The following is a 262-nucleotide window of genomic DNA, read 5'->3' as shown; positions in this document are numbered from 1 at the left end:
GCGCCTGGACGACAATCGCCAGCGAGGCATCGTGCTGGGCAAGGTCGGGCATACGTGGGTGTTCGTGTTTCTGTTCGCGAAACGTGATCGCGACAACATCGATGCACGCGAGTTGCGCGCCTTCAGGAAGCTCGCCGCGGATGTCGGTCGACACACCGACGTCGACATCGCGACGCTGGTCGCACTGAATGAGTGGGTGGAGATTTGCAATGGCTAAGAGTCGATTCAAGAGCGACGCGACGGAGGCGGTCCACAGCGCCGC

1 protein-coding gene is annotated in these 262 nt (G+C 61.8%); it reads left to right on the top strand.

All coding sequences use genetic code 11. The annotated features are described in order from the left end of the window. The coding region (locus SB764_RS41550; protein WP_410866972.1) for a type II toxin-antitoxin system RelE/ParE family toxin at positions 1–217 on the top strand (217 nt) is incomplete at its 5' end. Positions 218–262: the final 45 nt, after the last annotated feature.

The organism is Paraburkholderia sp. SIMBA_027, assembly GCF_046535315.1.
Classification (GTDB): Bacteria; Pseudomonadota; Gammaproteobacteria; order Burkholderiales; family Burkholderiaceae; genus Paraburkholderia; species Paraburkholderia tropica.
Note: the sequence above shows the minus strand (reverse complement) of the source record. Positions and strands in the feature narration are given on the sequence as shown.